Raw genomic sequence first — 25,257 nt, 5'->3', positions numbered from 1 at the left:
TGAAAGGACACCGCGATGCCCGCGATCACGCTCCCCGACGGTACCGTCAAACAGTTCGATCATGCCGTGACCGGCATGCAGGTCGCCGAATCGATCGGCGCCGGCCTGGCCAGGGCCACGCTCGCCGCGCGCATCGATGGTGAACTGGCCGATGCGTCGGTTCCCATTGATCACGATGCGAAAGTCGAACTGGTCACAGCCCGCGAGCAGGACGGTCTCGATATCATTCGTCACTCGTGTGCGCATCTGCTCGGCCAGGCGCTCAAGACGATGTATCCCGATGTGCAGATGGCCATCGGCCCGGTCATCGACGACGGGTTCTACTACGACATCAACATCGGCCGCACGCTCACGCCCGAGGATCTCGAATCCATCGAGGCGCGCATGCACGAGCTGGCCGACCGCGATCACGAGGTGATCCGCGAAGTGGTCACCCGCGACAAGGCGCTGGCGACGTTCGTCGATCGTGGCGAGCCCTACAAGCAGGAAATCGTCCGCGAGATTCCGGAAGGCGAGACGATCGCGCTGTATCACCACGAAGACTACGTGGACATGTGCACGGGCCCGCACGTGCCCAACTCGCGGCATCTGCGCCACTTCAAGCTGATGAGCCTGGCCGGCGCCTACTGGCGCGGCGACTCCGACAACGAGATGCTCACGCGCATCTACGGTACCGCCTGGGCCACCGAAAAGGATTTCAAGGCGCACCTGGCATTCCTCGAGGAGGCCAAGAAGCGCGACCATCGCCTGATCGCCCGCAAGCAGGATCTCTTCCATATTCAGGAAGAAGCGCCGGGCATGATCTTCTGGCACGACCGCGGTTGGCAGATCTATCTGCAGATCACCGACTATATCCGTGCGCGGCTGGATCGCGAAGGCTACAAGGAAGTCCACACGCCGTCGCTGATCGACCTGTCCCTGTGGGAGAAATCCGGCCACGCCGAGAAATTCGCCGACGACATGTTCATCACCGGCTCGGAGGACCGCCAGTTCGCGGTCAAGCCGATGAACTGCCCGGCGCATGTGCAGATCTACAACCGGGGCTTGAAGAGCTACCGCGACCTGCCGTTGCGCCTGGCCGAATTCGGCTCCTGTCATCGCAACGAGGCCTCGGGCACGCTGCACGGCCTGATGCGCGTGCGCGGATTCACGCAGGACGATGCGCATATCTTCTGCACCGAATCCCAGATCGGCGACGAGGTCTCCAGGTTCATAGATCTGCTGTACGAAGTCTATGCCGACTTCGGCTTCGACGAGGTGCTGATCAAGCTCTCAACGCGTCCGGAAAAACGCGTGGGCTCCGACGCGGTATGGGACAAGTCCGAGGCCGCGCTGCAACAGTGTCTCGAGGACAAGGGCCTCGCCTTCGACCTGCAGCCCGGCGAAGGCGCGTTCTACGGGCCCAAGATCGAGTTCTCGCTGCGCGACTGCCTCAACCGGGTCTGGCAGCTCGGCACTGCCCAGCTCGATTTCTCCATGCCCGAGCGGCTGGGCGCCGGCTATGTCGACGAGCAGGGCGATCGGCAGGTGCCGGTGATGATCCATCGGGCCATCCTCGGCTCGCTGGAGCGTTTCATCGGGATCCTGATCGAGCACTATGCGGGGTCTCTGCCGCTGTGGCTGTCGCCGAGCCAGGCGGTGCTGCTCAACATCACCGATGCCCAGCGCGATTACCTGCAGGAAACCGAGAAACAGCTCCGCGATTCCGGTCTCCGTGTGGAAACGGACTTGAGAAACGAAAAGATCGGCTACAAGATCCGGGAACATACGATGCAGCGCGTGCCGTATCTGCTCGTGGTCGGCGACCGCGAGGTCGAGGCCGGCGCGGTGGCGGTCCGGACCCGCGAAGGCGAGGATCTGGGACGCATGACCGTGGCGGACTTCGTGGCGATGGCGCTGCAGCGTGTCTCGGAAAGAAAATAACGGTTCGATGGCTGGAACGTTCGTGCGCATCTGCTATACTCGCGCGCTTCGCGTCGGGTGGACTGCCCGCGCGGACGACCGGCTAAGCTAAGGAGGACGCCGAAATCGCTTCTGGACAAAAGGATCGTCGCAACGATGCGATAACTGCGCGCGAAGTCCGCGTGATCGCCCCGGACGGGGAACAGATCGGGATACTGCCGATCGAGGAGGCGCTCGAGCGTGCCGGCGCGTACGATCTCGATCTGGTCGAGGTGTCGCCGAATGCCTCGCCGCCGGTCGCCCGAATCATGGACTACGGCAAGCACATCTTCGAGAAGAAGAAGACACAGCAGGCCGGCAAGCAGAAGCAGAAACAGACGCAGCTCAAGGAAGTGAAGTTTCGACCGGGTACGGATACCGGCGACTACAACATCAAGCTGCGTAAGTTGAAGGAGTTTCTGGAAGAGGGCGACAAGATCAAGATCACGCTGCGTTTTCGTGGTCGTGAGATGGCCCATCAGGAGCTCGGCAAAGAGTTGATGGACCGTGTACGGGACGACCTTGAAGAGCTGGCGTCGGTCGAGCAGCGCCCCGAAATGCAGGGGCGGCTGATGACGATGGTGATGTCGCCGCTCAAGGGCGTGCCGAAGCACAGCAAGAAATAACGCACAGTTCGAGTCAGAGATCTACTATGCCCAAGCTCAAGACCAACCGCGGCGCGGCCAAGCGATTCAAGCGGACCGGCAGCGGCAAGCTGCGCCGGCGCCGTGCGTTCGGCAACCATATCCTGACCAAGAAGGCGACCAAGCGTAAGCGTCGCTTCGCGCAGGGCGCGTTGGTGGCCGAGGCCGATCAGCCGTCCATGGATCGGTTGATTCCGTACAAGTAGGCGCATCGCCCGAGAGTGTTCGCGCAGTCCGCCGTCGGCGGACTGCTTCGGTTTGAAATACAGCAGGTAACGCGAAAATGGCACGAGTCAGTCGCGGGGTGACGGCGAAGGCGCGTCACAAGAAGGTTCTCAAGAAGGCGAAGGGTTATTACGGCGCACGCAGCCGGACCTATCGCGTTGCTCGGCAGGCCGTTTTCAAGGCCGGCCAGTATGCGTATCGCGATCGTCGCAATCGCAAGCGCGAGTTTCGCGCCCTCTGGATCACGCGGATCAATGCGGGCGCGAAAGAGCTGGGGCTGTCCTACAGCGCGCTCATGAACGGTCTGAACAAGGCCGGCATCGAGCTGGACCGCAAGGTTCTGGCGGATCTCGCGGTGCGCGACAAGGCTGCGTTCGCCGCGGTGGTCGAACAGGCGCGCGCCGCCCAGGCCTGACCCGAGTCACGAGCCGGCGGTCGCCGGCTGCGGCGCCCGCGCGCGCCCGGCTTGCTGCAAAGGGAAAGGTCATCGCCTTTCCCTTTTGTTTTTGCGCGATGAGAACGTGACCGGAGGCCGCTCCCGCATGACCACTGATCTAGACCGTCTCCGCAGCGAGGCGCTGGCTGCGATCGCGGATGCCGGTGATCTGCAGGCTCTCGAGGCCCAGCGCGTAGCTCTGCTGGGCAAGAAGGGCAGCGTGACCCGGCGCCTGAAGACGCTGGGGGATCTGCCCGCCGACGAGCGTCGTGCGGCGGGCGGCGCGATCAACGCCCTGAAGCAGGAACTCGGCGAGGCGATCACGGCGCGACGCGAGGTGCTGGAAGCCGAGGCGCGGGCGCAGCGGCTGGCCCAGGAGCGGGTGGATGTGACGCTGCCCGGTCGCGGCCGTCGCCCGGGTGCGATGCATCCGATCACGCTGACGCGGCGCCGCATCGAGTCGCTGTTCGCACGGCGGGGCTTCGAAGTGGTGACCGGCCCCGAGGTCGAGGACGACTACCACAACTTCGAGGCGCTGAACGTGCCGCCGGATCATCCCGCGCGGGCGATGCAGGACACGTTCTATGTCGACGGCGCGCGGCTGCTGTTGCGCACCCATACCTCGCCGGTGCAGATCCGGACCATGGAGGCCCGCCAGCCGCCGATACGCATCATCGCGCCGGGGCGTGTCTATCGCTGCGACTCGGATCGCACGCACAGCCCGATGTTCCATCAGGTGGAGGCGCTGTACGTTGCCGAGGCGGTGAACTTCGCCGATCTGCGTGCCGAGCTGCAGTCGTTTCTGGAGGCTTTTTTCGAGACCGAGCTGAAGCTGCGCTTCCGGCCGTCGTACTTTCCGTTCACCGAGCCCTCGGCGGAGGTCGATATCGACGGCCGGGCACTGGGGACCGGCTCCGGCTGGATGGAAGTGCTCGGCTGCGGCATGGTGCATCCGCGCGTGCTCGAGGCCGCAGGTATCGACGGTGCGCGCTATACGGGCTACGCCCTCGGCATGGGCATCGAGCGCCTGGCCATGCTGCGTTACGGCGTCACCGATCTACGCCAGTTCTACGACAACGATCTGCGTTTCCTCGCGCAGTTCGCCTGATCGATCATCCAAGGCCCCGGGAGTCGCGATGCAAGTCAGTGAGCAATGGCTGCGCGAATGGGTCGCCTCGCGCGCCGATATCGACACGATCGCCGAACGCCTGACCATGGCCGGCCTCGAGGTGGACTCCGTCGAGGCGGCCGCGCCGTCGCTCGACCGGGTCGTGATCGGGCGGATCGAAGATACGGCGCCCCATCCGGAGGCCGACCGCCTGCGAGTGTGCACGGTTGCCGTGGGGGGAGCCGAGCCGCTGTCGATCGTCTGCGGTGCGGCCAACGCCCAGACCGGCGCCCGTGTCCCGGTTGCGCGCGTCGGCGCCGTGCTGGCGGGCGGGGTCGCGATCGAGGCCACGACCATTCGCGGCGTCGCATCCAGCGGCATGCTCTGCAGCGCGAGCGAGCTCGGCCTGGGGACGGACGACGACGGCCTCTGGCAGCTGCCTGACGATGCCCCGGTGGGCACGCCGCTCGCCGATTATCTCCAGCTGCCTGATCACGTGCTCGAGATCGATCTGACGCCCAACCGGGGGGATTGTCTGAGTATGCGCGGCATCGCCCGCGAGGTGGCGATCGACGAGGATCTGCCGCTGGGCGAGCCGGACGTCACCCCCTGCGCCGTTGTGAGCACGGTGCGGCGCGACGTGGGGATCGATGCGCCGGAACGCTGCGCCGGCTATGCGGCACGCTGCATCACGTCGGTAGGCGCGGATGCGGCGACACCTCTCTGGATGGCGGAGCGCCTGCGGCGGGCCGGCGTTCGTCGCATCAACCTGCCGGTGGACGTCGGCAACTATGTGATGCTGGAGCTCGGTCAGCCGATGCACGCCTTCGATGGCGATCGGCTGGTGGGCGCGATCCGCGTGCGGCTCGCGGCGCCGGGCGAACGGATCGAGACCCTCGACGGCGAGACGGTCGCACTTGCCGACGATACGCTGGTCATTGCCGACGACGAGGGGCCCGTCGCCATCGCGGGCGTCATCGGGGGCCAGCGCACCGCCGTCGACGCCACCACGACGCATGTGGTGTTCGAATCGGCCTGCTTCACGCCGTCGGCCGTCGCCGGCCAGGGCCGACGCTACAAGATTCACACGGACGCGCTGCATCGCTTCGAGCGCGGCGTCGATCCCGCACTGCGCAGACCGGCACTGGAGCGGGCCAGCGCGCTGCTGATCGCCCACGGTGGCGGCGAGGTCGGTCCGGTGACGCATGTCAGCGGCGAGCCCGTCTGGCCGCAGTCGCGCGAGATCGCGCTGGAAGGCGCCCACGTCGAGCGCCTGCTCGGCCAGCCGGTGGCCGCGGTCGAGATCGAGCGGATCCTCGGCGCACTCGGCATGGTCGTCGAAACAACGGATGAAGATCGCTGGCACGTGGTGCCGCCGAGCTGGCGCTACGACATCGAGCTCGAGGCGGATCTGATCGAGGAGGTCGCACGGATCTACGGCTACGAGCGTCTCCAGAGCGGCACGCAGGGCGTAGATCTGCCGCCAGCCGACGCCGGGGCCGCCGTCGACGACGAGGCGCGTTGGCACGAGACGCTGCGACAGCGCGGCTACAGTGAAGCCATCACCTACAGTTTCGTCGAGCCGGGGCTGCATCGTGCGCTGATGGGCGAGGGCGCGGTGGTCGCGCTGGACAACCCCATTTCGGAGCAGTACGCGGAAATGCGCCGTACCCTCTGGGCCGGGCTGCTGCCCAGCTGGCAGCACAACGTGCGGCGGCAGCATACGGATGTGCGTCTCTACGAAGCGGGCCTGCGGTTCGAGCCTGATACGGCGGCCGAACACGGGATCGCCCAGATTTCGACGCTGGCCGGCTTGATATGGGGACAGGCCGAAAACACACACTGGGACCGCCCGTCGCGGGCCGTGGATTTCTTCGACATCAAGGGCGATGTCGAGGCGCTGTTCGCCGGCGTTTCCGGTCGCCTGCGCTTCGACGCGGCCAGCCATCCCGCGCTGCATCCGGGTCGAAGTGCACGCATCCGTTTGGACGGCGAAGCCGTCGGCTGGCTGGGGCAGCTCGCTCCGGAATTCAAGAAGCTAAGCAAAAAAAGTGATTTGCCGTATCTTTTTGAAGTCGATTCGCATGCGCTGAGTGATCGCGGCGGCATTCGCTTCGAATCGCTTTCCGAGCAGCCACGGATACGACGCGACCTCGCCGTAGTCGTTGCCGAGGAGCGGCCGGTGGCCGAACTGATCGATGTGATCGAGGACCTGGATCCGCCGGCGTTGCAGTCGATCGACGTCTTCGACGTCTTTCGCGGAGAGGGCCTTGAGAGAGGATTCAAGAGCGTCGCTTTAGGCTTGATTTTCCAAGATAAAGCGAGCACGCTTACCGACAGCAGCGTGGATACAACAATAAGCGCCGTGGTCGAGGCTCTGGGACGCCGATGCGGTGCGCACATCAGGGGTGAATAGCGGTGGCACTGACCAAGGCAGATCTGACCGAGTATCTCTTCGAGCAGCTCGGGTTCAACAAGCGCGAGTCCAAGGAGTTTGTCGATTGTTTCTTCGAGGAAGTGCGGTCGACGCTCGAGGACGGCGACTATGTGAAGCTCTCCGGTTTCGGCAACTTCGAACTGCGGGACAAGAACGAGCGGCCCGGCCGCAATCCGAAGACGGGCGAGGAAATACCGATTTCCGCGCGCCGTGTCGTGAGCTTCAAGCCCGGCCAGAAGATGCGCGCCCGTGTCGAGTCCAGCGTTGACGCAGCCCGCTGAATCGCTGCCGGACATTCCAGACAAACGCTACTTCACCATCGGTGAAGTCAGCGAGCTCTGTCGCGTCAAACCGCATGTGCTGCGCTACTGGGAACAGGAGTTCACGCAGCTCAAGCCGGTGAAGCGGCGCGGCAATCGCCGCTACTATCAGCAGCACGACGTGCTCATCGCGCGCGACATCCGCATGCTGCTCTATGAGCAGGGGTTCACGATCCAGGGTGCGCGGCTTCAGCTGCGGAGCAAGGGCCGTACGCTCGCTTCGCTGCCGGCCGCGAGCGCGGCGGATTCGCTGGCGGCGGTTCGGCGTGAACTCGAGGCCATACTTCAAAGGCTCGACTAGGGCTGCCCCATTGCACGTGAGCCCGCGCCAATCGCTTCGTGAGAAGTGATGATGGGCGGCGAGACGAGGCACCGTGCACGCCGCGCACTTGTTCTGCGCCAGCGTGCGACAACGCTGGCTTGCCGACAACAGCGCTTGGCCATTCGGCTTGGGCTGCCCATGAAACCTGACCATGGGAGTGCTGCGGCGTTGCCAGTCTCGATCGGGACTCGCCACGATCGGCGACTCCACACCTTGCCGCATGCGACATGCACTCTTAAACGCGGCGTTCGCATGAAGTGCTGGCAGACGCCGGCGCGAGATGGTCGACGCAGGGGCGAGTTCTGGTATCATGCGCGCTCTGTAATCGGGGTATGGCGCAGCTTGGTAGCGCGTCTGCATGGGGTGCAGAAGGTCGCAGGTTCAAATCCTGCTACCCCGACCATAAAAACAGGAACTTACAGAGCCCGGCCAAGCGCCGGGTTTTTCGTGTCAGCGCTATGTCAGCAGTTCGGCATGGCGTATCAGCATGCAGCCTCGACGGTGCCGACAAGGCTCTATAACCCTGCGCTCCCCGCGCGCACGGGCGAACCGGATTAGTGGGACAAGTTGTCCCACTATTCTCGCTGCGCTCCCCGCGCGCACGGGCGAACCTCTACCGGTAGACACAAAAAAGCCCCCAGCGCATGGCGTAGGGGCTGCCGATCGTGCGCGCCTTAAACGCCTTCGGCTGTCGATGATTTCCGTACGCGGCACAGATCGACAAAGCCGCGTCCAGATTATCCAGCGCCACCTACCGGGAAAGCGCCGGCCCGTCTGGCTCGGGGGAGTCTAGGGATAAGCCCGGTCAGTGATACCCGCGAAGTTGAGCGCGGCCGTTACCTGCTCATCGGACAAGCCGGCCTCCTTCGCAGCCGCCATGCCCTCGATGACGCCCGCGAGCGTGCGCGCACGGCCGCCGGCATCGTAGGCTTGCGTCGGCCGCAGGGTATCCAGCGATACGGCCGTGCCCAGCTTCTCGCTGGCCTCCTGGGCGATCAGCGTGGCGATCGGTTGCAGTTGCCACTGTGCGAGATGCCGCTGGCCTTCGCGTACAGACGGCCCGGCGGCTTGTGCATCCATCAGGCTCGGCAGGACGCCGTAGACGCCGAGAATGGCTTGGCGGGCTGCGGCCATGCTCTCGGTGCTCATGGTGCGCGATAGATCGGGCGACAGGTCGGACGGGCGCCAGTCGGTCGTCGGGGCCGGGCCGCCGGCTGCCGTGACCGCGGTGGATTCGCGCAGCAGTACGCGGCCCCGCTGGCCTCGGAATGACCGGGCCAGTTGTTCGTTGCTGATATTCGGGTCTTCGGGCATCGGCACCACTTGGCTACCGAGCGGACTATCGGCGTATACGTCGGAAAGCGCGGACTCGACGGCATGCAGCAGCCCGGCGGTGAGACTGGCGCGCATCAACGGGGCCGTGCCACGCCACGGGGCTTCAACGGTCGAGCCGACGCGGATATGCAGCACTTCGCCGGCCAGAGCCGTGAACGATCGCCCCCCGGCCACGTCGGGCAAGGTCAGCCGGTAGGCGGTCGGGATACCGTCTCGAGTCTTAAGATCCCACTGTGAGACCGGAATCAGCCGGTCGTCGCCCATGAGAAACACGCTTTCGCCTTTCAGGCCCAGTTGCCGGGCCATCAGCGTCAGATCGCGCGGTGTCAGCGCATCCGTGCCGTTCACGTCGGCCAGGGACAGGCCGGACTCCCACAGACTGATACAGCCCTGCACCGTCGCCGTCAGATCGGCGATGCCGCGTTGGCCGGTGATCTCCACGAACCGCGACGCCATCATCTGCGACGTGTAGTTGCGCGTTTCGTCGGGGGCCTTGGTGCGTCGAAAACGATCGAGAATGCTCATGATCCCGCCTGTTGTTCTTCGGCCAGTGCCTCGATGCGATCGCCTCGGGACGTGACCGATACCGCCAGCACGTTGAGCGTGCGCCCATCGAAGCGCACTTGGTCGCTGGTCTGTATGTCGGTATCCGCCGGGGTGGCGAACGTCCATGTCACGATCCCGGCCTGTTGCTGGGCGGCGAACGTGTCATTCATGCGCGCCGGATAGGCCCGCCCCGGTGCGTCGGCAATCTTGTTCCATTCCTCGACAGGCTCACCATAGGGGCCGTCGGTCGTGGTCTTGCGCCAGACCGGATAGGTGCGCTTGAAGTAGCCTGCGCTCATGACCGGTAGCGCCGCAGCAGATCGGCCGCGCCGGAATACTGCAACGCGCGCGCGACCGCATTGGCGGATCGGGTGAACGAGTAATCGCCATCGGATACCGACGTGGCGCCGCCCTCGGGCTGGACTTCGGCCCAATACTCCGCCAGGCGGATATAAGCACGCATGACGGGCGCCGGGGGCTCGGCCTCGCCGACCTGATAAGTCAGCCGGTGCGTGCCGTGATTCAGGTACAGACCCATCGGCGCCGGGTCGGGCTGGACTTCGATCCAGTCCTTGCCGTTCCACTGCTCGGCCTTGGTGAGCTCGGCCGGCTGGAGCCGGGGCACGAAGTAGCCTTCGCCCTCGGTAATCCACTGGACTTCACGCGCCGGCCAGCGCCGGATGATCCACTGTTCGATGCGCGCCCAGACCGCCGTCGCGTCGATCGCTTGGGCGGCGGGGCTCAGATCGGCAGGCTCTGCCGGATAGTCGCTCGGCAGGTCTTCATCTTCGCGGACGATCTCGACAGGCATTAGCGCCACCTCCAAGCCGCCGGAACCGAACGGGAACCGGCCGGGTTTTCCGGCTGCCACGATCGGGCTTCCACCTGCGCGCTGTCGTAGGCTGGCCGCGTGACAACGGATAGCTCGAACAGATCGGCACCGTGCACCGTGCGCAGCAGGCCGCCAGAGCGGCGCTCAACGCGCTCACCATTGGGGCGAACACGAAAGCCGGGGGACAGGCCCACGGACAAGCCCGCACGCACCAGCGCCAGGGTGTCGCGGCCGTGCGATGTATCCGCCACGTCGGCACTGATACGCGCCTCGAACGCCAGCCCATCGTCGGCATCGGTCAGCGTCAGCGAACCGGACCGACGCGACGCCAGCGGCCGGTTGTAGTCGTGGCCGGCCAGTAAATGCACGTCGTCCTGCAACGTGAAGGCGCCGGGGGCGAATGTCTCGCGACGCCCGCGCCCCAGCTCGGCCAGCGTACCGTAGGGGAATCGGCCCGCGATCGTGTGCGAGCCGTCCGCCTCTGCGCGTAGCTCCAGACCGCCGTTGATCGGCGCGAATAGCATTACTGCAAGCCCGACAGCACGCGCAGTTGTTCGGCGCGACTAATGGATACGTCCATCGTGACCAGCCCGGTCAGCCGCAGCCCGCCGCTCTGGGCATCGGAATACGGATCGCGGATCAAATCGACCGCGCCCCACGTCGCCACGAAGATCGGCGACTGACCGCCCGCGTTGGTGGTCAACAGCGCCTTGCTCGCCGGGGTGCTGCCGCTGGGGGCGGCCAGTGCGTTGTGCGACTGCGTGACGCTGCCCAGCTTCGCCGCGAGGCGGTCGTATTCGGTTACGCCGCTGCCGGCGTCGAAAATCACGTCGTCCATCGCGTCCCAGATTTCCGGGCGGATCAGCGCCCGGACGCTGCCGGGGCCGGTGGCCGCGTTGGCGAGCATGAACTCGGTCACCGCCTTGCGGAAGGCGCCGTAACTGGCCGCTGCGTCCACGGCGGTCGAGTCGATACCGTAGTCGGCGGCTTGGGCGACGACGCCGGCCGGCTGGCCGTTGCTGCCACTACCCTGGAATACCGCCTTGTCGATCTCGACCTGCATGGCGCCCTGCATGTCGCGCCGGATCGCGGCCTCGATGCCCGCCGACTGCTTCATCGCCTTGCGGGTCAGCCGCATCTGAATGCCGAGCGTGTGGTCGGGCGCCAGCGGCCGGTCGACGGTCGAGAACTCGGTCGGGCCGGCCACGTCGCCGCCCTCGGTCGAGGCCCAGCCCGCGGTCACCTGTGAGGTGCTCACCGGATATTCGATGCCGCCGGCCGTGACGTTGACCATCTGCGCGCCCATCGCGCCGGCCACGCTCTGCGGGAACAGCCGGTCGATCATCGGCATGGTGGCAACCGGATCGGGCACGGTCGCGGAGGTGGTCTCACCGGCGCGGGTCTCGAAAGCCGCGAACGGTACGGGTACGCCGCGATAGCCGCCGGCCTGTCGCAACTCCTGCACGACCTCGGCGGTGGCGCCGTCGAACTGTCGGCCCTCGTCGAGGTGCAGCGCGGCCTGGCGCATCTCGTACTGCGCGATCAGCTTGTCCCATTCGCCCGCCTCGCGGGTTTCTAGGTCGCGGTCGGCGTCGCGCCGCTCGTCGTCCTCGGCGATCAGGCTGGCGCGATAGCGCGATTCGTTGGCCTGATACTCACCGTCGAGCGCGTCCATCTGGCTGCGCTGCTCTTCGGTCGGGGCGTCGTTGGCGGCCAGTTCGGCCAGGTTCTGCCGGATCTCGGACTGCCGGCGGGCGATCTTCTGCGACTGCAACATACGGATACTCGCGAGTGGTGTATACCCGTACAGTATCCCATACAATAAAACAACTGTTCAAGTGTTGGTTATAAGTTCTCGCCATTTGTCAAGCTCTGGGTTCGGCTCGCGCCCGGTCATCTCGAAACGGGTTTTCTTTCCGTGGCATACGGCGCAGAGCGTTTGCAGGTTCGTCAGGTCGAACGCCAGGTCGGGCCGCTTGCGCACGCTCTCGACGTGATCCACTTCGAGCCGGCGCTTGCTGGCGCATTGAACACAACGCCAATCGTCGCGCCGGAGCGCGGCCAGCCGTAGGCCCGGCCAGCGTCGATCGCGCTGGGCCAGTTCGCTGGGGCGATTGGGGCGATATTTCCTCACGCCCATAGCGCCGAGCGGGCACGATAGGCCGGCCGCGCACTGCGCCGGCGTCCCTCGGCCACCGCCAGGATCGTCGCTGCCGCCGCATCAATTCGCCCCGTCGAGCGCGCCTTGGCCAGCTTCATGTTGTTGGCCGGGTCGCGCAGGGTCACGGCATCGGCAAAGGCGGATCGCAGCAGCAGGGACGCCCGCACCTGCACCAGCCCGTCGAATACGGCGCTACGGAATCGCTCGCAGTCCTCGCCGCCGTCCTTGAAGCCCATCCCGCGCCAGACCACGGGCACGCGCAGGCCTGCGGCCTGCAAGGCTTCCTCGAACTCGCTCTGTCGGTAGCGGTCAGCCACGAAGCACGTGACGGGCGCGGTATCCAGCCGGTCGGTGATCGCTTGCAGGAATTGCGGCGCCGGCACGATCTTTTCGCCCATGACCAGCAGTTCATCGCGGTCTTTCATCTCGACATAGCGATCGCGTACGCCGTCACGCTGGCCGCGATCGGCGAGGCTCGGATTTGACGGGAAGGCGCCCACGGCTTCCAGCCGGCCGGTATTCGGCCAGTAGAGCGCCGCCGCGGACATGGAGGCACTGCCGCCCAGATCGACGCCCACGATGGCGCCGCCTTCGCGCGGGGGAAGCTCGCTGGTCTCGGCAGCCAGCCAGTCATCCACGGTCAACAATACGTCGCGGTTCTCGGCGCTCGTGCGTTCGTTGCGGTTGTAGAGCCGGAAAGACGCCAGCGCGGAGCCGCCGCGGGCGATCGCCCGTTGCGCCTGTGCCTGGAGCCATTGGGGCGAGGAACCGATGCCCGCCTTGGCGCCGGGGTTGGCCTCGATGATGCTGTCGAAGTCGTCGGCCGGCAGACCGGGCGCCGGGCGGTGCTCTTGAACGTAGGTGCCGGGGGGCGGGTCGTCGAGCCACTGCGACAGGCTGTGTGTGTCGTCGCTGGCGCTGGTCGAGATGATGACCGCGCGCCCGCCGCGTTTGCCCAGGCCGGACAACAGCGCGGCCTCGAGGTCGTCGCCCTTGTCGCTGGGCCAGTGTCCGCGCTCATCCATGATGGCGAGCGTCGGCGCGGTGCCGAGCGCGTTCTTGGGATCGGCCGCGATGCATTTGCAGATATGCCCGCCGCCGTCGCCGTCGAACTCGACTTCGGTGTACGGGGCGCGGCGCCAGTGCAGTTGATCCTGTATCTCGTCGGGGAGCGTTGCCGCCAGCCCGAACATGAATTGCCACACGATCTTGGCCTGCTCGCGTGTACGCGCCGCGGTCAGGACTTCGCGCCGGGGCTGGGTGTCCCAGGCGCCCAGCAGTTCGCCGAGCGCGAGGCCGGCCGTCAGTGCCGACTTGCCGTTGCCGCGCCCGACAGACAGCACGGCCACCGCTGTCGATTTCTTGAGCGCGCCGCGGATGAACTGTTTCTGGAACTTCGCCAGCTTGATCGGCTTGCCCGCCTTCGGCCCCTCGGGGATTTCCAGCGACTGGATAAAGTCGATCGCCTTTTTTGAGTCAGACATGAAACTTAGCCTCGGCTAAATATAAAAACGAAACTTGACAGGCGACAACGCGGGTAGGGCCAAACCTGAGTATTGGGACCATGACGCAAGTGACGCAGGTGACGGATTGCCCCATATAACCCGCCATGCGCACGCGCGCGCACGCGCGTATGCGTCTGATATAGGAGCTTGCGTCACCTGCGTCACCATCCCCGTGTTGCCTTGGCGTAAGGCGCTGATTCGTATGGCATCAGGCGATAGCCAGCCAGTCCGCGCCCGCTGTTGCGCCGCTTGATCGCATAACCGCGTTCGATAAGCGCCTGCGTCAGTGCCCGCTGCGTCCAGGGCGATCGCATACCGCGGTCCTCGCTCCATTGCCTGAAGGTCTGGTATAGCTCGCGATTGAGCACGAACGCCTCGGCGTCCGGGTGCAGGCATTCGGCAACGAACTGCCCCAGCTCGTCCTCGTCGTCCATGTATTCCTCGGAGGCCGCATCCACGGCGGGCGGGGGAGCCAGCCCAGCGTCCTGCCATTCGAGCGCACCATCGATCGCCCATCGCAGTATCGCCGGCCATTCAGCCCGCAGCTTGTCGGACAGGTCGGGGTCGCGCTCGTCGGCCGGGATGGTCTCGGCGAACGGGATCATCAGCACACGGGCGCGGGTGGCCTCGTCTATGCCGCGAAAGCTCGGCATGTGGTTGCCCGCGATAAACAGCGTGAATTGCGGCTCGAACGTAAAGAAGTCCTGCCGCATCCGCCGTGCCGTGATCGGATCGCCGCCAGTCAGTGACTTGATTCGCGCTTCATTCCACGCCTTTCCGGGTGGTAGTTCACTGGCGGTCACAAGACGCGCGCCCGCCAGGCTGGCCAGATCGGTCGGGTGCGAATCTGCGCCGGAAGCGAGAAACGTGCTCGACGCGGCCACAGTCGAGTAATCTCCAATGATCCCGTCCAGTGTATTGAAAAACACGCCCTTGCCATTGCGGCCCGTGCCGAACGCGAACAACAGTTTGTGCTCGGTGGTCTGCCCGGTCAGCGCATAGCCGGCCGCCCGCTGCAGAAACGGCACGATGTCAGGCTGCGACCGGAAGATGCGGGCGAGAAACGCGCGCCACTGCGGGCAGTCCGCCGTGTCGGCGGGCGTCACCGCCGTCAGCTTGGTGATGTAGTCGTCGCGCCGTGCGGGTCGCAGCTGCCCGGTCCGTAGATCCACCGTGCCGCCGGGCGTGCCCACCAGCCACGGGTCGGCGTCCCACTGGTCCGCGCTCGCGGCGATTTCCTCGTTGCTTCGCGCCATACGCTCGACAGCGGCCCGCATCGCGTCGGATCGCAGGTTATCCGCATCCTTGTCGCTGGCCGCCTGTGCCACGTCTCGCAAAAACGCGCGCACCATCGTCATGTGGCGCAATCGGTCATCGGCCTCCCATCGCGCGCCGGTCCACAGCATCCATCGATTCCAAGGCGCGACATATAGCCCGTTACCGCGCAGCCGTTCGGTAGAAAACCGATTGGCGAGCGCATCGTGACTTAAATCGCTGGCGTCGAGATTGGCGGTCGCCTGGCGCTGCCTGTCGGCCTCGGTATTGATTCGGGCAAGCTGAACGCTGCTATTCATACAGCCCCCGAGCCGCACCAATGCGCGATACCGCCAGTGTGAGCCGCCGCATGGTGGCGTCGTCTACCGTCCGGTGCGCTCGCATGTCCGCCGCTACAACAGCGACGATATGCACCTCGTGGTCGACAGCTCGCAGCGTATCCAGCGGGTTGATACGCCGTTCACCGCGCCGCTTGGGGCGGGCCTCTCGCCGGCCGTAATCGGGGAACAGCTCGGCCAGCTCCATGCCCACGGCCGCCAGCACGTCACTGGCCGGACAGCCCGCGAAACAGTGCATAAGCACGGTGCCGTCGCTGCTCTCCCGTACCGACAGACTTGGGCTGCCATCATCATGCGCAGGGCAGCGGGCGAGATGCTGCCCGCGGCCGGTTTGTCGCACCTTGTCGAGCCGATGGAGTAGTTTGCTGATCGGCGATTCGGTATGCTTGAAGCCGTCAGGGGTACTGACATTATTGGCCTCGGTCGCGGTTGCCGCCGCGCCGGGGTTTTCTTTTTGGGCGCCGCTCATGCCGCGCCCTCCGCTTGGCTACGAAGCCATGCCTTTACATCGTCGCGGTGGTAGAGCACGCGACCTTGAAGGCGAGTGATTCGCGGGCCGGTGCGAAGCCATGCCCAGCGGGCAAGGGTGCGGCGACAGCGGCCAAGCTCGGCGGCCAACTCGTCGCGGGTGTAGTAGTCGGCGAGAATGCCGGTGTTATCAGATTGCATCGTGCTGATACCCGTTGCTGTGAATGTGGGTATCAGGTTGCGGCGAGGCCGGTGGATCGTTGTGTGATCCCGACCGCCTAAATACTGATACCCAATCCGGTGAATGTGGATATCAGGTTGCAGTCGGTGTCATCCGATGCCGATCCCCATTAAATAACTTATTTCGTGGGGTCGCCTTCGGCGTCGCCGAGCGATCGGGCCAGCAATTCGATCCATGCTTGCGTTTTGCTGTCTTGTTCATCTACCCAGCGCTCAATCGCGGCCATGCGGTCGAGATGAGACTGCGCGGACTTCCAATGTTTTTCGTGCCAGCGCTTAGCGGTAGCCTCGGCAACGTATCGCTCATTACATACAGCCTCGAGCGCTTTCGGCTTGGACTCGCCATATTCGCGTCGTCTCCGCTCTACCGCGATGCAGAATGATCTTTGTGGCCAGGTGTCAGAAGCGGAATTAGACGCTTTTCGTCCTCGTCCTGCTTCCAGTTTCATCGCCTTTTTAACGCTCTGCGCATCGGTGCTGCCGCTATCGGCTGCCGCCTCGACATCGCGAAACATCTCCGCGATGGCCAGCAGCAAATCGGCGTCGGGTGTATTGCCGGCGGATACCTGTCGAGTAAACTTGCGCATCAATACGAGCCCTTCGGGCAACCCGCGATGCCGGTCTAGAGATTCTCGTGTTATCGCCATTACGTGCGCCCTCGGATATTCACTACCTCAGCGCGCTCGCCACCTTCAGCGCCGCTAACAATTGAGCCGACGCGCTCTGTTGCCTCTCGCAAGGGGTCATCCATTAGATGGGCGTAGCGCTGCGTTGTGTCGGCCTGCGTATGGCCGAGTAGGGCGCCGATGATCGGTAGAGATAGCCCGGCGCTGACCAGTTGTGCGGCGTAGGTGTGGCGTAGATCGTGGATACGCACGCCCTCGATCTCGGCCAGCTCGCAGACGCTCGCCCAAGTCTTTTTCAGGTCTTTCTGTGGCTGACCACCGGAGCCGGGGAACACGTATTCGCTCGATGGCTCGATGCCGGCGAGCAGTTCCATTGCCGGCGCGGACAGGGGGACGCGATGCGTTGTTCGTTGCTTCGTGGTCGCCCCCGGCTTGATCCAGACGCCGGCTTGTAGGTCTATGTCGGCCCACTTGGCGGATAGCAGTTCGCCTTTGCGCGCGCCGGTCAGCATCAATAATCGGATCGCGTTGCACGACTGGATTCTGTCGGCCAGCGGATTCTCGCGTCGCCGCCATGCGGATTTACTGCCGGTGGCGAGCGCTTCCTCGCGGCTCAGGCGCACCTTGTGCATATAGGGATAGTCGGCCAGTGCCTTGCACAGCCGGCGCAGCTCGTCCCCGGACAGATAACGTTCGCGGCCGGCCTCGGGGTTCTTCTCGATGCCCTTGGCCGGGTTGTCGCTGCAAAGGTCTTCGGCGATGGCGTAGTTATACATTCGCTGCACCGTGCTAATGGTGCGGTTCGCCAGAATCGGCCGGCCTTTGCTCAGGTCGCGATGAATCCGCCGGAGGTCGGCCGGTTTGATTGCCGTGATCTTGCGCTTACCCAGATCGGGCCGGACCAGGCTATTAAGCCAATACGTGTAGTTGGTCGCCGTGCCGGCCGCATTCTTATGCGCGACATGCTCGGCAAGGTACTGGTCGATCAGGTCGCCGACCGTCAGCTCGCCGGCCGCCGCCTTGCGCTCGCCGAGCGGGTCTTCGCCCAGGTCAATCTGCCGACGCAGCTTTGCAGCTTGTTCCCTCGCCGCGGCGACCGACCATGCGGGATATTTACCGATGGTGTATCGGCGCTCCCGACCATGTGTGCGGTAATTCAGGATGAAAGACTTGGCGCCCGTTTTGGTTACGCGCACGGCGAAGCCGGGCGTCTTGTCATCCCATACGATCGTGTATTTTCCGTCTGGCGTTTCGAGCGCCTTAACGACTCGATCGGTTAACCTGTGTCCCATTACAGACGGCCCATGTTGTCGCCCGTGTCAGCACAGTGTCAGCAAACGGGCGTGTATTCGGTGACATTTAGTGTCACACGATTACATAGGGTCGGCAATAGGTTTCGTAGGGTTCGCAGGCGGTTAGATAAGCATCGGTAGTGCTGACAACAGCTTGGAATGCATTGCTTGGAAAGGATGGGGTGCAGAAGGTCGCAGGTTCAAATCCTGCTACCCCGACCAGAACCGGATAAGTCAGCGCGGCCCGCATCATTCATGGTGCGGGCTTTTTCGTGTCCGAGAGGCGTCCCTGCGGATGAACCCACGGCGCGCGCGCCGGTTGTCCCGACGCCGCAGCAAACGCGATAATCACGTTGTGCATGCCTGTACCATCGACAATCTGCGCCGCGGCGTCACGTCGGGCGGTCGTCCGACGTCGCAGCCGCAACCAGGCGTGTCGACGTGACGGCGTATGTGGGTCGCTACGCACCCACGCCCAGCGGCCCGCTCCATCTGGGCTCACTGCTGGCCGCGACCGCGAGCTACGTTGATGCCCGGGCCCATGGCGGTGCCTGGCTGCTGCGTATCGACGACCTCGACGCGGCACGTACCGTGGCCGGTGCGAGCGAGGACATCATCGCGACACTCCGGCGTTTCGGCTTCGAGTGGGATGGGGACATCCTCTATCAGAGTCAGCGCCACGGGGCGCATGCCAAGGCGATCGCATCACTGCTTGCCACGGGCCGCGCGTTTCGCTGCGCCTGTACGCGCCGGGAGCAGAGCGGAGGGCCGGAAGGCCTTGAAGGGCCGATCTATCCGGGAACCTGCCGTCGAGGCATGCCGGCAGGCCGTCGCGCACGATCGACGCGATTACGCGTCGCTGATGTGACCGTTACGTGCCCGGACGCGATTCAGGGGCGATATACGCAGCGGCTGGCGCGCGATGTAGGCGATTTCGTGCTAGGCCGCGTCGAGGGCCACGCGGCCTATCAGTTGGCGACGGTGGTCGACGATGCCTGGCAGGGCGTCACGCATGTGGTGCGCGGCGCCGATCTGCTGTCGTCTGCACCTAGACAGATGTATCTGGCCGAGATGCTCGACCTGGCGGCGCCGGTCTATGCCCACATCCCGGTTCTCGTGGATGATCAGGGCCGCAAGCTCAGTAAGAGTACGGGTGCGCTGGGTCTCGCCGACGATGCGCTCGGGCCGCAGCTCGTACGCTGTCTCAGCCTGCTCGGCCAGCGGCCGCTCGCGACACTCGCATGCCGCACGCCGGCCGCGATTCTGCGGTGGGCGATCGATCACTGGAGCCGAGAGGCCGTGCCGCGCTTGGACGCGCTCATCGTGCCCCAAGGCTGAGCCTCACCAGCGTTCCTTGTCCCACCGCCCCGGGTTGGCCCAGTAACGCGAGTTCAGCCAGCTCGGCGTGGTCTTGTAGTCGTGTATGTCGTAGCGGAATACGCCCCAGCCGGGCGCGAGATCCCGCGTCTCCGGAGCTCGCCGGAAACCGAGGGCGATGAAATCCTGAGTCCGCCAGGGATGGCGGTCCGCCGGGGTTGCCTCCTGCAGCGCGGCTGCCACCACGACACTGCCGGCATTCACGTCCCGCAGCCGGCCGATCACGCGCGTGTCGACCGTGGCATCTTTGTCGCCGTGCATCGCGAATACCACGGCGAGATCGTAGCGAGCCGTGTCGCCAAGCTCTTGGAACACCGCCGCGGGCTCGCTCTGCACCACTTCGCCCGCCTGGTCGGCCACGCGCTTGGCGAGATCCGCTCCGCGCCCGGCGGGGGCGACGATCATCAGACGCTCCGGTGCGTGCCGGATGATGATGTCCTGCAAGTGGTCGCGAATGGCGGCGGGGATCTGCGACATGACGGACGGGCTATGCCGAATGGGCTTTCATGATCGCATGGGGATAGGCGATGCGCTGGCGATGCCGCGCACAAAAAAGCCCGGCCTCAGAAGAGGCCGGGCCCCGCAGATGATGCGGTCAGGTCGGGTCGTGCTTATTCGTCGCTGGTGACGTTCAGCTCGACTCGACGGTTCTGAGCGCGGCCGGCGGCCGTCTCGTTGGTCGCAACCGGGTTGGATTCGCCGTGGCCTTCCGTACCGGTGATGCGGGTCGTGCGAATGCCGTGCTCGACCAGATATTCACGCACGGAGTCGACACGACGCTGCGACAGACCCAGGTTGTACTGTTCCGTGCCGATGCTATCGGTGTAGCCATCGATGCGGAATGTGACGTCCGGGCTGGCCTCCAGCGCGTCCACGACGTTGTCGAGGCGATTCTCGGCCTGCATCGTGAGCTTGGAGGAATCGAACTCGAAGGTGACACCCCTGAGAACGATCGGCGCCTTCTTCTCGATCGGGCAGCCACGTGCGTCGACTTCGGTGCCGCGCGGCGTGCCGGGGCACTGGTCGTTGGCGTCGATCACGCCGTCGCCGTCGCTATCCTGCGGCTGGGCCGGCTCGGGTGCCGGCTCGGGCGCAGGTGCACTCGGCGGCGCGCCCAGCGGAACCTGAAGACCGAGCGAAACGATGTGATCGTCGAAGCGCGCATCCTCGTAGTCCGAGCCCAGCACGTCGGCGCTGTCGACCGTGGTGTAGCGGTAGCGATATTCCGCGCGCACCGCGAGACCATAATCGTTGATCTGGTACATGTAACCCAGACCCGCGTCCAGGAAGTCGGCATCGGCGTCGTCGCCGACCTCGGCGCCGTTGATCGAACCGAAGCCCGGCTCGTACTTGCCCCAGGAGGCACCCAGGATGCCGTAGACCGGCAGGGTGTCGCGCGCGGGGAAGAACAGGGCGTCCAGGCCGAACCCGTACAGATCCGCATCGCCCGCGTTATCGCTGCCTGCGGAGTTGCTCAGATCCTGATCCGGATTGAAATAGAAGCCGAACAGCTCGAGATTCAGCCAGCTGTTGATCGGCTTGCCGATCGCCAGCGTCCCGCCGATGCTGTCGTCGCTGTCGACGTTGAGCTGACCGAAGGACGAATCGCTGCCGCCGATCGTGTCGTTGTCGAAGAAGCCGTAGCTGACCATCGGCGCGACGTAAAAACGCTTGTCCTGCGGCGTGTTGTCCTGCGCCATGGCGCCGGCCGAAACGGCCAGGCCAAGCGCACCGGCAACACATGCGGTTAGCGGTTGCTTGAATTGCATAGGTTCTAACTCCCTTGAGCGGGTTTGGGGATTGTTGTGCGGTCCCATTCACCGAAGTGGCGAACTAAGGTTCCCAAACCGGTGACGTGCAATCGGATTATAGAGGGTTCCGGTGGCCAATGGCAATGTGACAGGTGGCTTGTGCCGAAAAAACGAAACTGCAATGATCCTCGCCCTTTTGCTGCCGCCGGAACCCGGAGTCGGAATGGACACGAACGCTGTGAAAAGCCGCATGGAAACGCTGCGCGAGCGGCTTAGCGACCTCAGGGGGTATCTTTGACTATGCCGACAAGAAAGAGCGGCTGACCGAGATCGACGCCGAGCTCGCGCGCGGCGAGCTGTGGGCCGAGAACCCCGATCAGGCGCAGGCGTTCGGCCAGGAGAAGGTGCGTCTGGAAGAGATCGTGGGCCCCATGGACGAGGCCGTGACCACGATCGAGGACAATACCGAATTACTGGAGCTCGCCGCGGCCGAGGATGACGAGTCCGTGATAGCGGATATCGAGACCGACCTCGACAAGGTCGAGTCCCACATCAAGGCGCTCGAGTTCCAGCGCATGTTCTCCGGCGAGGCGGATTCGAGCAACGCGTTCGTCGATATCCAGGCGGGATCCGGCGGCACCGAGGCGCAGGATTGGGCCGAGATGCTGCTGCGAATGTACCTGCGCTGGTTCGAACGGCGGGGGTTCGCCACCGAGGTCACCGAGTACTCACCGGGCGACGTGGCCGGCATCAAGAGCGCGACGGTGGCGGTCACCGGCAGCTACGCCTACGGCTGGCTGCGCACGGAGACGGGCGTACACCGCCTGGTGCGAAAATCGCCGTTCGACTCGGGCGCGCGCCGGCATACGTCGTTCGCGGCGGTCTTCGTCGCCCCTGAGATCGACGACGAGATCGATATCGAGATCGACCCGTCGGATCTGCGTGTCGACGTCTATCGCGCCAGCGGCGCCGGCGGCCAGCACGTCAACCGCACGGAGTCGGCCGTGCGTATCACGCACGCCCCCACGGGGATCGTGGTCCAGTGTCAGAACGACCGCTCGCAGCACAAGAACCGCGCGACGGCGATGAAGCAGTTGCAGTCGAAGCTCTACGAGCGCGAACTGGCGGCACGACGCGAGGCCGCGGAAGCCACCGAGGCGGGCAAGTCCGACATCGGCTGGGGCAGCCAGATCCGCTCGTACGTGCTGGATCAGTCCCGTATCAAGGATCTGCGCACCGGCGTCGAGGTCGGCAACACGCAGGGCGTGCTCGACGGCGATCTGGATCAGTTCGTGGAAGAAAGTCTCAAGCAAGGTCTCTGAGGACATCCGATGACCGATTCCAACGCCGGTGACGGCGATACCCACCGTCTGGTGGCTCAGCGCAAGGAAAAGCTCGCGCGCTGGCGCGAGGCGGGTGCGGCCTTTCCCAACGACTTCCGGCCCGATGCGCTCGCCGGGGAGCTGCAGCGTGCGCACGTCGACGACGATGCCGAGACGCTGGACAGCGCCGGTCGTCGGGTCGCGGTGGCCGGCCGCCTGCTGGCCAAACGGGTCATGGGCAAGCTCAGTTTCGCGACCCTGCAGGATCGTAGCGGCCGCATTCAGCTGTTCGTGCAGCGGGATCTGCTCGGCGCGGAGGCCTACCAGGCGTTCAAGCAGCTCGACATCGGCGACGTGGTCGGTGCCGCGGGCGCGCTGTCGCGTACGAACAAGGGCGAGCTGTCCGTGCGCGCGACGGAGCTGCGGCTGCTGACCAAGTCGCTGCGCCCGCTGCCCGAGAAATGGCACGGCCTGTCGGACACCGAGGCCCGCTACCGGCAGCGTTATGTCGATCTGATCATGAATCCGGAGGTCCGGGCGGTGTTCCGGGCCCGCAGCGCGCTCGTGCGCGGCGTGCGCGACTTTTTCGAAGATCGCGATTTCCTCGAAGTCGAAACGCCCATGCTGCAGGCGATTCCGGGCGGGGCCAGCGCGCGGCCGTTCGTGACCCACTACAACGCGCTCGATCACGACTTCTACCTGCGTGTGGCGCCCGAGCTCTATCTCAAGCGGCTGGTGGTCGGGGGGCTCGAGCGCGTGTTCGAACTCAATCGCAACTTCCGCAACGAGGGCCTGTCGACACGGCACAACCCCGAATTCACCATGCTCGAGTTCTATCAGGCCTACGCGGATTACCGCGATCTGATGGATCTGATCGAGACTCTCCTGCGCGGGCTGTCGGAACGCATGGCCACCCGGCACGCCGATGCCTGCAACGCGGACGCAGTGCGCCTCGAAGCGGCATTCGAGCGGCTCTCGATGCGTGATGCGGTGTTGAAGTACAACGACAGGATCACGCCGCAGATCGTTGATGATGAAGCCGCGCTCAAATCAGCCGCCGAGGCGGCGGGCGTCAAGGGTGAAGCGAGCTGGGGCCACGGCAAATGGTTGACCGAACTCTTCGAGGCGACCGTGGAACACCGGCTGATCGAGCCGACCTTCATCACCGATTATCCCGCCGAAGTGTCGCCGCTGGCGCGCCGGCGCGACGACGCTCCCGAGGTCACCGAGCGCTTCGAGCTGTTCATCGCGGGTCGCGAGATCGCCAACGGCTTTTCCGAACTCAATGACGCCGAGGACCAGGCCGAGCGGTTCGCCGCCCAGGCCGATGCCAAAGCCGCCGGCGACGACGAGGCGATGTACTACGACGCCGACTACGTCGCCGCGCTCGAGTACGGCCTGCCCCCGACGGCCGGCGCCGGAATCGGTATCGATCGGCTGGTGATGCTGCTCACCGGTCGCAGCGCGATCCGCGACGTGCTCCTGTTCCCGCAGCTGCGCCCGCAGGGCGGGGGGGCGTCCTAGTCGGGCGTCGCGTAGGGCAGGTCCAGCAATTCGAGTGCGGTCGATCCCGCCCTCAGCGCCGAGCCGGCGCCGTCGATCCGCAGCACGGCGAGCAGGCGACCGTGTCCGCCGTCGCCCGCTGTGGGCGCCGCGCTGACCACGGTGCCCTGGACGCGGTCGGCGTCGTCGATGATCTCGTCGCCCGGGGCCGGCTCGTCGCCACGCCAGGCCAGCCGATGCAGCCGGCGTGTGAGACGGCCACGGTAATGCAGCCGCGCGATGACCTCCTGGCCCGGATAGCAGCCCTTGTCGAAATCGATGGCGAGCAGCCAGTGAAGGTTGAGCATCTGCGGCACGAACAGCCCCCGGGTCGCGCCCACGAGCTCCGGCACGCCCGCGTCGATGCACGCCAGCGCCCATTCCGGAGCCTCGGTGCTCAGCGAGTTCTCGGGCGGATGCGCGTCGGCCGTGCCGATCCACAACGCGCGCGCTGCGCCGTCCGCGGTCGGCGGCAGCCCGAGCAGTCGGGCATCGTCGAGCGCGGTCAGTCGATTCGCCGACGGCAGGTCGGGGCCGAGGAGGCCGGCGAGTCGATAGCGGTCGGAGACATCGGTCAGCGTGACGCGGGCGCGCAGCACATACATGCGCAGCCGTTGCAGCACGGCGTCGATGAGCGTGGACGGCAGTATGAGCAGATAGCCGTCGTCCGCCTGCTCGAGGACCTGCGCGAGCAGGATGGCGCGCCCCTTGGCATCGCACCAGGCGGCGAGAAAATGTCGGTCGCTGCCGAGCCGCAGCACATCGTTGGTCAGCTGGGCGCGCAGGAACGTCCCGGCGTCGTCGCCGCTGACCTCGATCACACCCAACGGGGCTCGTCCGGCTTCGCTCATGGCTGCATCCAAATCGATCATCGTCCGTATTCTAGACCGCCCGTAAAGATAGCCGCAGCGGCGCGTCCGGGCAGCGATTCAGCCGTCGTTCACGTTGCCAGCTGCGGCCTCGAGGTTTAGAGTATGACCATGTCAGAGCAACGTTCATCAGACTCGGTGTCGCGCGACGCATCCACCCCCGATGCCCCGACCGAGCCGAACGACCGCGCCGTCCGTTCCGAATCACCCGACGATGCTGCCGCCGAGGCGCCCGAGAGCCCGCGCGAATATGGCGGTCGCAAGGGCCCCGAGCCCGTGCGCTACGGCGATTGGGAGAAGAACGGGCGCTGCATCGATTTCTAGCGCTTTTCCTTCACGCCGTCC

At 65.3% G+C, this 25,257-nt stretch carries 27 protein-coding genes and 1 tRNA gene; 13 read left to right on the top strand and 15 right to left on the bottom strand.

Annotated elements, in window-relative coordinates; translation table 11 throughout:
* The first annotated feature begins 15 nt into the window (after window positions 1-15).
* From thrS to SAOR_RS00855, 9 genes are all read left to right on the top strand, one after another.
* A complete protein-coding gene (gene thrS / locus SAOR_RS00895; protein ID WP_123629792.1) occupies window positions 16-1,923 on the top strand; it encodes a threonine--tRNA ligase in 1,908 nt (635 codons plus the stop codon).
* Between the two features lie 104 nt (window positions 1,924-2,027).
* Window positions 2,028-2,567: a translation initiation factor IF-3 gene (infC, locus tag SAOR_RS00890; protein ID WP_123589839.1), complete on the top strand. Its 540-nt coding sequence runs from the start codon at window positions 2,028-2,030 to the stop codon at window positions 2,565-2,567.
* Window positions 2,568-2,593: 26 nt separating this feature from the next.
* Complete coding sequence (gene rpmI, locus SAOR_RS00885; RefSeq protein ID WP_123589838.1) at window positions 2,594-2,791, top strand: 50S ribosomal protein L35; 198 nt, start codon at window positions 2,594-2,596, stop codon at window positions 2,789-2,791.
* Window positions 2,792-2,868: 77 nt separating this feature from the next.
* Window positions 2,869-3,225 (top strand): 50S ribosomal protein L20, encoded by a 357-nt coding sequence (rplT, locus tag SAOR_RS00880; RefSeq protein ID WP_123589837.1) that lies wholly within the window; start codon window positions 2,869-2,871, stop codon window positions 3,223-3,225.
* A 127-nt stretch (window positions 3,226-3,352) separates the two neighbouring features.
* Window positions 3,353-4,354 (top strand): phenylalanine--tRNA ligase subunit alpha, encoded by a 1,002-nt coding sequence (gene pheS / locus SAOR_RS00875; protein WP_123589836.1) that lies wholly within the window; start codon window positions 3,353-3,355, stop codon window positions 4,352-4,354.
* Window positions 4,355-4,382: 28 nt separating this feature from the next.
* The gene (gene pheT / locus SAOR_RS00870) at window positions 4,383-6,770 is read left to right on the top strand and encodes a phenylalanine--tRNA ligase subunit beta (protein ID WP_123629791.1); all 2,388 of its coding nucleotides are present in this window, start codon (window positions 4,383-4,385) and stop codon (window positions 6,768-6,770) included.
* Window positions 6,771-6,772: 2 nt separating this feature from the next.
* Complete coding sequence (locus tag SAOR_RS00865; RefSeq protein WP_123589834.1) at window positions 6,773-7,072, top strand: integration host factor subunit alpha; 300 nt, start codon at window positions 6,773-6,775, stop codon at window positions 7,070-7,072.
* A complete protein-coding gene (locus SAOR_RS00860) occupies window positions 7,056-7,412 on the top strand; it encodes a MerR family transcriptional regulator (RefSeq protein ID WP_123589833.1) in 357 nt (118 codons plus the stop codon). Before SAOR_RS00865 ends, SAOR_RS00860 begins: the two co-directional genes overlap by 17 nt.
* A 347-nt stretch (window positions 7,413-7,759) precedes the next feature.
* Window positions 7,760-7,836, top strand: a tRNA-Pro gene (locus tag SAOR_RS00855).
* A 386-nt stretch (window positions 7,837-8,222) separates the two neighbouring features.
* Here the strand turns inward: SAOR_RS00855 and SAOR_RS00850 are convergent.
* The 12 genes from SAOR_RS00850 to SAOR_RS00795 all read right to left on the bottom strand — a co-directional run bounded on the left by SAOR_RS00850 (window position 8,223) and on the right by SAOR_RS00795 (window position 18,051).
* The gene (locus SAOR_RS00850) at window positions 8,223-9,293 is read right to left on the bottom strand and encodes a phage portal protein (protein WP_123629790.1); all 1,071 of its coding nucleotides are present in this window, start codon (window positions 9,291-9,293) and stop codon (window positions 8,223-8,225) included.
* Window positions 9,290-9,613 carry a phage head closure protein gene (locus tag SAOR_RS00845; protein ID WP_123629789.1) on the bottom strand — a complete coding sequence of 108 codons (324 nt, stop codon included), beginning with the start codon at window positions 9,611-9,613 and terminating at the stop codon, window positions 9,290-9,292. The genes SAOR_RS00850 and SAOR_RS00845 overlap by 4 nt, the downstream gene beginning before the upstream one ends.
* A complete protein-coding gene (locus SAOR_RS00840) occupies window positions 9,610-10,125 on the bottom strand; it encodes a head-tail connector protein (RefSeq protein WP_185015496.1) in 516 nt (171 codons plus the stop codon). Before SAOR_RS00840 ends, SAOR_RS00845 begins: the two co-directional genes overlap by 4 nt.
* Window positions 10,125-10,670: an HK97 family phage prohead protease gene (locus tag SAOR_RS00835; RefSeq protein WP_123629787.1), complete on the bottom strand. Its 546-nt coding sequence runs from the start codon at window positions 10,668-10,670 to the stop codon at window positions 10,125-10,127. The genes SAOR_RS00840 and SAOR_RS00835 overlap by 1 nt, the downstream gene beginning before the upstream one ends.
* Complete coding sequence (locus SAOR_RS00830; RefSeq protein ID WP_123629786.1) at window positions 10,670-11,923, bottom strand: phage major capsid protein; 1,254 nt, start codon at window positions 11,921-11,923, stop codon at window positions 10,670-10,672. The genes SAOR_RS00835 and SAOR_RS00830 overlap by 1 nt, the downstream gene beginning before the upstream one ends.
* A 57-nt stretch (window positions 11,924-11,980) precedes the next feature.
* Entirely contained in the window at window positions 11,981-12,286 is a 306-nt protein-coding gene (locus SAOR_RS00825) for an HNH endonuclease (protein ID WP_123629785.1), read from the bottom strand.
* Window positions 12,277-13,791, bottom strand: a complete 1,515-nt coding sequence (locus tag SAOR_RS00820; protein ID WP_185015495.1) for a terminase TerL endonuclease subunit — start codon at window positions 13,789-13,791, stop codon at window positions 12,277-12,279. Before SAOR_RS00820 ends, SAOR_RS00825 begins: the two co-directional genes overlap by 10 nt.
* 182 nt (window positions 13,792-13,973) lie before the next feature.
* Window positions 13,974-15,386 carry a phage/plasmid primase, P4 family gene (locus SAOR_RS00815; RefSeq protein WP_123629784.1) on the bottom strand — a complete coding sequence of 471 codons (1,413 nt, stop codon included), beginning with the start codon at window positions 15,384-15,386 and terminating at the stop codon, window positions 13,974-13,976.
* Window positions 15,379-15,894 (bottom strand): hypothetical protein, encoded by a 516-nt coding sequence (locus tag SAOR_RS00810; protein WP_123629783.1) that lies wholly within the window; start codon window positions 15,892-15,894, stop codon window positions 15,379-15,381. The genes SAOR_RS00815 and SAOR_RS00810 overlap by 8 nt, the downstream gene beginning before the upstream one ends.
* Window positions 15,891-16,094, bottom strand: coding sequence for a helix-turn-helix transcriptional regulator (locus SAOR_RS00805; RefSeq protein ID WP_123629782.1), 204 nt, complete (start codon window positions 16,092-16,094; stop codon window positions 15,891-15,893). The genes SAOR_RS00810 and SAOR_RS00805 overlap by 4 nt, the downstream gene beginning before the upstream one ends.
* A 158-nt stretch (window positions 16,095-16,252) precedes the next feature.
* Window positions 16,253-16,720, bottom strand: a complete 468-nt coding sequence (locus SAOR_RS00800) for a hypothetical protein (RefSeq protein ID WP_123629781.1) — start codon at window positions 16,718-16,720, stop codon at window positions 16,253-16,255.
* A gap of 59 nt (window positions 16,721-16,779) precedes the next feature.
* Window positions 16,780-18,051: a tyrosine-type recombinase/integrase gene (locus tag SAOR_RS00795; RefSeq protein ID WP_123629780.1), complete on the bottom strand. Its 1,272-nt coding sequence runs from the start codon at window positions 18,049-18,051 to the stop codon at window positions 16,780-16,782.
* A 441-nt stretch (window positions 18,052-18,492) separates the two neighbouring features.
* Between SAOR_RS00795 and gluQRS the strand changes: the two genes are divergently transcribed.
* Window positions 18,493-19,389: a tRNA glutamyl-Q(34) synthetase GluQRS gene (gene gluQRS / locus SAOR_RS00790; protein WP_123629779.1), complete on the top strand. Its 897-nt coding sequence runs from the start codon at window positions 18,493-18,495 to the stop codon at window positions 19,387-19,389.
* Between the two features lie 3 nt (window positions 19,390-19,392).
* Here the strand turns inward: gluQRS and SAOR_RS00785 are convergent, their stop codons facing one another.
* Both SAOR_RS00785 and SAOR_RS00780 read right to left on the bottom strand, forming a co-directional pair.
* Entirely contained in the window at window positions 19,393-19,905 is a 513-nt protein-coding gene (locus tag SAOR_RS00785; protein WP_123589831.1) for a DUF6231 family protein, read from the bottom strand.
* A 134-nt stretch (window positions 19,906-20,039) separates the two neighbouring features.
* Complete coding sequence (locus SAOR_RS00780) at window positions 20,040-21,128, bottom strand: OmpA family protein (RefSeq protein WP_185015494.1); 1,089 nt, start codon at window positions 21,126-21,128, stop codon at window positions 20,040-20,042.
* Window positions 21,129-21,402: 274 nt separating this feature from the next.
* On the opposite strand from SAOR_RS00780, the gene prfB reads away from it, so the two are divergent.
* Together prfB and lysS are read left to right on the top strand one after the other, a co-directional pair.
* Window positions 21,403-22,501, top strand: a protein-coding gene (gene prfB, locus SAOR_RS00775) for a peptide chain release factor 2 (protein ID WP_123629778.1) whose coding sequence is annotated in 2 segments (ribosomal slippage) — window positions 21,403-21,474 and window positions 21,476-22,501 — 1,098 coding nt in all. Because the reading frame shifts where the segments join, the coding sequence is not laid out codon by codon here.
* A gap of 9 nt (window positions 22,502-22,510) precedes the next feature.
* Window positions 22,511-24,025 (top strand): lysine--tRNA ligase, encoded by a 1,515-nt coding sequence (lysS, locus tag SAOR_RS00770; protein ID WP_123589828.1) that lies wholly within the window; start codon window positions 22,511-22,513, stop codon window positions 24,023-24,025.
* On the opposite strand, the gene ygfZ is transcribed toward lysS, so the two are convergent.
* Complete coding sequence (ygfZ, locus tag SAOR_RS00765; RefSeq protein WP_185015493.1) at window positions 24,022-24,894, bottom strand: CAF17-like 4Fe-4S cluster assembly/insertion protein YgfZ; 873 nt, start codon at window positions 24,892-24,894, stop codon at window positions 24,022-24,024. The two genes, lysS and ygfZ, sit on opposite strands and share 4 nt — an antisense overlap.
* Before the next feature lie 123 nt (window positions 24,895-25,017).
* On the opposite strand from ygfZ, the gene SAOR_RS00760 reads away from it, so the two are divergent.
* The gene (locus SAOR_RS00760; RefSeq protein WP_245965348.1) at window positions 25,018-25,236 is read left to right on the top strand and encodes a DUF1674 domain-containing protein; all 219 of its coding nucleotides are present in this window, start codon (window positions 25,018-25,020) and stop codon (window positions 25,234-25,236) included.
* The last annotated feature ends 21 nt before the right edge of the window (window positions 25,237-25,257 follow it).

The organism is Salinisphaera orenii subsp. orenii MK-B5, from assembly GCF_003788635.1.
Lineage (GTDB): Bacteria > Pseudomonadota > Gammaproteobacteria > Nevskiales > Salinisphaeraceae > Salinisphaera > Salinisphaera orenii.
The sequence above is the reverse complement of the archived record's forward strand: the minus strand, read 5'-3'. Positions and strand labels throughout refer to the sequence as shown.